The organism is Lactobacillus sp. UMNPBX6 (genome assembly GCF_002553975.1).
GTDB lineage: Bacteria > Bacillota > Bacilli > Lactobacillales > Lactobacillaceae > Lactobacillus > Lactobacillus gallinarum.
This window is the reverse complement of record NZ_PCZD01000137.1, coordinates 1-419: the sequence shown is the minus strand read 5'-3', so window position 1 is coordinate 419 and position 419 is coordinate 1. Positions and strand designations below refer to the sequence as shown.

At 44.2% G+C, this 419-nt stretch carries 1 pseudogene; it reads right to left on the bottom strand.

Going from position 1 to position 419, the window contains the following annotated elements:
* A pseudogene (locus CP357_RS09995) lies at window positions 1-419 on the bottom strand (DNA mismatch repair protein MutS); the annotation flags it as partial.

Genomic DNA, 419 nt, shown 5'->3' with positions numbered 1-419 from the left:
ATGCAAGAATACTAACTCCCCATCTTTTTCCGTTGCTCCTACGTGGACATTTTTAAGCCGCGTCAAGCTATTCTCAAGAGCTGTCAGTTCATGATAGTGAGTTGAAAATAGCGTCTTAGCACGAACATGCTGATGAACGTACTCAATAATCGCTTGCGCCAATGCCATCCCATCATAAGTTGCGGTTCCCCGGCCAATTTCATCAAAGAGAATCAAACTACGATCCGTGGCATGGGTCAAAGCATTATTGGCTTCCATCATTTCAACCATGAAGGTACTTTCACCAGAGATTAAGTCGTCAGCTGCCCCAATGCGTGTAAAGACTTGATCAAAAATTGGCAATTCAGCGGATTTAGCAGGGACAAAGCAACCAATTTGTGCCATTACCGCAATCAATGCTAGCTGACGCATATAGGTAC